Here is a 4416-nt window from a genome sequence, read left to right as displayed (position 1 = left end):
TGTTTGTTCTCGCTGGCTCGGACGGCAGCCGAGATCTGGTCAAAATCCGTCATGGGCACACCGTCGATGGTAAGAATGTTGTCACCTGCCTTCAGGCCTGCCGCTTCTGCGAGAGAGGAAGGCGTCACCGTGCCCACCTTGGTGGATGCGCGCGGGTCTCCAAGCGTCGAGAACACGATGCTGAAAATGAGGAATGCCAGGACCAGATTGCCGAGCATACCGCCAACCATGGTAAAGAGGCGAGCCCACCATCCCTTCGTGTAGAAACCGTCGGGTGCGTCGTAATTGGACTCCATGCCCTTGATCTTCACGTATGCAAGGATCGGCAACGCGTTGATCTTGAAGACCGTTCCGTGCCACGTACGGGACCATATGGTACGGCCAAATCCAAGCCCGAATTCCTCGGTCTGCGTATGGGAAGCGGCTGCGGCGAGCATGTGGCCACCCTCGTGGAACAGGGTCGCCAGCGTAAAACTGAACACAAACGCAAGGATCGTAACAATTATCTGCACAGGTCAGACTCCTTCCCGATTGCCCGGTTGAGTGCTGTATCTCTTTTCATACCACTGTTCAGCCAGTTGACGCCCGTGGGCGACGGCTTCGACATGTGCTCGGACACTTGGATCCAGGACCTCATCCTGGGTTTCGCTGAGCACGTATCGCAGGGCTGCCACTATATCGCCAAATGTACCCTGTGCAACGAGGAAGCGTGAAACGGCCACCTCGTCCGCCCCAAGAAGTCCCAGCATCGCCCTTGGTGACCGCCTCTCTGCTTCTCTGCCGATGGCAAAAGCTTCAAACTTCGCATCAATGGGCTCGAACGTAAGCTGTCCCAGTTCTTCCAGGTGCAAGCGGGTCACCTCTTCGTGCAGAGGGCGATCGGGAACCGACAACGCGTACGCAATCGCGACGCGCATGTCGGGACGGTACGCGATGGCACGGGTGGTGCCATCCCGGAACTCGACCAGACCGTGGACCACCGACTGGGGGTGCTGCACTGCAGTGATCCGCTCGCGGTCGACGCCGAACAGCACGTGCGTCTCAGCCAGCTCGAGCGCCTTGTTGAACAGCGTCGCCGAGTCGACGGTCACCTTGCGGCCCATTCGCCAGGATGGATGCTGTAATGCCTGTGCTGCCGTCACATCGTTCAGTTCTGCAGCGAGCTTCGTTCGAAATGGGCCGCCCGATGCAGTCAGCACAACACGCTCGACAGTCTCAGGATCCTCACCTGCAAGGCACTGCCAGACCGCCGACAACTCACTGTCGATAGGGCGCAGCTGTGCCCTGAATGGCTCCAGCAGGTCTCCCAGCGTGATGAGCAGTTCCTTGCTGGCGATAGCCATAGGTAATCCCAATCGCAGAAGATCGTAGACGACCTGCGCCAAGTCAGTGGAAGCTGCCGCGACGACAGGCATGTCAAGAGCAACCCTGCTGAGTATCGAGGGCAGGTCCTCATCGCTGGCCACTGGAATACGCAGATCATGACGCTCCAGCCTGATCATCAGCCGTTCACGCGCGGCATCGTCCGACATTGCGACGAAGCGCGGCCGAAAGGCCACGGCCTGCTCAGCGAGCAGTTCGTCGTTCGTGTGTGCAGTGAGACCAACGATGTGGTATCGCTCGGGCTGAGCGCGTACCACATCCAGCATCTGGGTTCCAATGGAGCCCGTCGAACCAAAAAGCACAAGACCTTTGCTGCCTGTCATAAGCTACCGAACCTCCGGTTCCTGGATTTGAATTTCTGTACAATCATGTCGAGTGTCGCCAGCTTGAAATCCGGCCAGAGCACGTCCAGAAAGAACAACTCGGCATAGGCCATCTCCCACAGCAGAAAATTGGATACCCGCGATTCTGCTCCCGTACGGACAACAATGTCCGGGGGAGCCTCACCCTTTAGCCATAGATACGAATCGAACCGTTCTTCTGTGAGTTCTTCGGGTGTCGCCGTTCCCGCTGCGCACTCCGCGGCAAATGTCTTTGCCGCGAGCAGGATCTCAGCCCGTCCTCCGTAGTTGAGGGCGACGTTGAGATGAAGACCGTCGCAGGACGCCGTACGCTTCTCGATTGCCTCGACCGAAGCACTGACGTCGCCGGGCAACGCCGCACGATCTCCGATGATCCGCACGCGCACGTGCTGAGAAACCAGCTCTGGTAACCATTTCGTAACCATCGAGACGAACAGGTGCAGGATGTAGCTCACTTCATCCGGCGGTCGCTTCCAATTTTCCGTCGAGAAGGCAAAAATGGTCAAGGCGGTCACGCCCAACCCGGGCGCAGCCGCCACGATGTCATGTACTACCTGAGCGCCCTGCCTGTGGCCGGCAATTCGAGGCAGCCCACGCTCAACCGCCCACCTGCCATTGCCATCCATCACAATGGCGACATGAAGCTGACTGCTTGTAGCCACGACGTCAGGCGTCCCTATAGAGAAAGGATCTCCTTCTCCTTGGCCTCGAAGGCTTTGTTGACCTCTGTGATGTGTTTGTCCGTGAGTTTGTCGAGGTCTTCCTCAAGCCGATGCTGCTCATCCTCGGAGAGTTCCTTTGCCTTCTCCTTCGCCTTGATGTCATCGCGGACATCACGCCGAACGGAACGAATCTCTTCACGGAACTTCTCTGTGAGCTGAGAGATGCGCGCTACCATCTTCTTCCGCTCGTCAAGAGTCAGATCCGGAAAGACGAGCCGTACACGCTGGCCGTCATTGGTGGGCGTGACGCCGATGTTGGCCTTCAGGATGGCGCGCTCAACTTCCTTCAACAGGCTCTTGTCCCATGGTTCCACGACAAGGATCTTCGCCTGTGGAGCCGAAATTGTAGCGACATCCTTCAAAGGGTTGCGCTGTCCGTAGGCCTCAACGACGACCCCATCAACATAGGCCGGCGTGATTCGACCAGCACGAATCTCGGAGTAGTCCTTGAGAAGGGCTTGATGAGCAGCCTGCATCTTGGCATCGATTGGCGTAAAGTACTTGTCCACCTAAGCCTCCTTGATGAGAGTTCCAATGTCACCTTGCGTCACCGCCCGGACAATGTTACCGGGCTTGTTCATGTTGAACAGCAGGATTGGGAGATGATTCTCGCGGCAAAGAGAGACGGCTGTCGCGTCCATCGCCTTCAGATGGTCTGCCAGAAACTGGTCGTACCCCAGTTGACGGTAGGGTGCCGCCGTTTTGTCCGTGCGTGGATCGCTCGAGTAGACTGCGTCCACGTTTGTGCCCTTCAGGAAGATGTCCGCTCCGACCTCGACGGCTCGAAGAGCAGCAACAGTGTCCGTCGTGAAATACGGGAGACCGGTCCCTCCTACAAAAATAACAACGCGATTCCTGCGGAGATGCTCAAGAGCCCGCTGGCGGATGTATGGCTCACAGACCTCATCCAGACGCAATGCCGACATTGCCCTCGCTTCAAGTCCAATCTGTTCGAACGCCGATTGCAGTGCCAGTCCATTCATGATGGTCGCCAGCATCCCCATGTAATCGGCCGTGGCACGGTCCAGACCTGTACCCTCGGCATTGGCCCCTCGCCAGATGTTCCCGCCGCCAATGACCAAACCGACCTGCACGCCTAGTCCGAGAAGCTGCTGCACCTCTCGCGAGATGAACTGCAGTACCGAAAAATCGATGCCAGAAGCGGCGCTGCCCTTCAGAGCCTCGCCGCTTAGTTTCAGCACTACTCTCTTGTACAACGCCGCCATGGGTGTGAGTGTATGTCGAAGACTAGCAGACTGTGGGCTTGCCGCCGATTTTGAAGCGCACAAACCGCGAGACTACGATGTTCTCGCCAGTCTTGGCAATCATCGCCTTGATGAGCTCGTCGATCGTCTTGCTCTCATCACGGATATACGGTTGCTGCATCAGACAGTTCTCTTTATAATACGCTCCCAGCTTGCCCTCGATGATCTTCTCCCAGACCTGTTCCGGCTTCTTCTCGGCCTCGAGCTGAACGCGGTAGAGAGCTTTCTCATGGTCGACAACGTCCGCCGGAACGTCCTCCGAACGGATAAAGGAAGGGTCCGTAGCCGCGACCTGTATCGCAATCTCCTTACCCAGACCCTGGAAATCCTCGGTCTTGGCGACGAAATCGGTCTCACAGTTCAACTCGACCAGGACACCCAGCTTGCCACCGGCGTGTATGTAGGTAAAGACCATGCCGTCTCCAGCCTCACGTGACGACTTGGAAATAGCCTTGGCCAGTCCCTTCTCCCGCAACACGTCGATAGCTTTGTCGATGTTCCCATCGCAAGCTACGAGTGCCTTCTTGCAGTCAAGAACACCGGCGCCGGTTCGTTCGCGCAGGGTCTTGACACTCTCCATATCAATCGTTGCCATTATCTCACCTCATTCTCGTCGTCCGTGCTGTCCTCCACCTCTAGCACCGGCTCCTTCGCCTTCTCTGCTTCATGGGCGAAGTCGGCCAT

Annotated in this window: 6 protein-coding genes; all 6 read right to left on the bottom strand. The window is 57.5% G+C overall.

The features are described 5' to 3' along the window. Positions 1–512 (bottom strand): site-2 protease family protein (locus SMC5_RS00155; RefSeq protein ID WP_165848883.1); only part of this gene is annotated, 512 nt, incomplete at its 3' end. A gap of 3 nt (positions 513–515) precedes the next feature. Next, entirely contained in the window at positions 516–1706 is a 1191-nt protein-coding gene (locus tag SMC5_RS00150) for a 1-deoxy-D-xylulose-5-phosphate reductoisomerase (protein WP_119119108.1), read from the bottom strand. Beyond that, positions 1703–2407 carry a polyprenyl diphosphate synthase gene (gene uppS / locus SMC5_RS00145; RefSeq protein WP_207798887.1) on the bottom strand — a complete coding sequence of 235 codons (705 nt, stop codon included), beginning with the start codon at positions 2405–2407 and terminating at the stop codon, positions 1703–1705. The genes SMC5_RS00150 and uppS overlap by 4 nt, the downstream gene beginning before the upstream one ends. Before the next feature lie 14 nt (positions 2408–2421). Then, positions 2422–2976: a ribosome recycling factor gene (gene frr, locus SMC5_RS00140; protein ID WP_207798886.1), complete on the bottom strand. Its 555-nt coding sequence runs from the start codon at positions 2974–2976 to the stop codon at positions 2422–2424. Further along, positions 2977–3693 carry a UMP kinase gene (pyrH, locus tag SMC5_RS00135; RefSeq protein ID WP_119119107.1) on the bottom strand — a complete coding sequence of 239 codons (717 nt, stop codon included), beginning with the start codon at positions 3691–3693 and terminating at the stop codon, positions 2977–2979. A 22-nt stretch (positions 3694–3715) separates the two neighbouring features. After that, complete coding sequence (gene tsf, locus SMC5_RS00130; protein WP_119119106.1) at positions 3716–4327, bottom strand: translation elongation factor Ts; 612 nt, start codon at positions 4325–4327, stop codon at positions 3716–3718. Positions 4328–4416: the final 89 nt, after the last annotated feature.

Source organism: Candidatus Cryosericum odellii (assembly GCF_003570935.1).
GTDB classification, from domain to species: Bacteria; Caldisericota; Caldisericia; order Cryosericales; family Cryosericaceae; genus Cryosericum; species Cryosericum odellii.
Note: the sequence above shows the minus strand (reverse complement) of the source record. Positions and strands in the feature narration are given on the sequence as shown.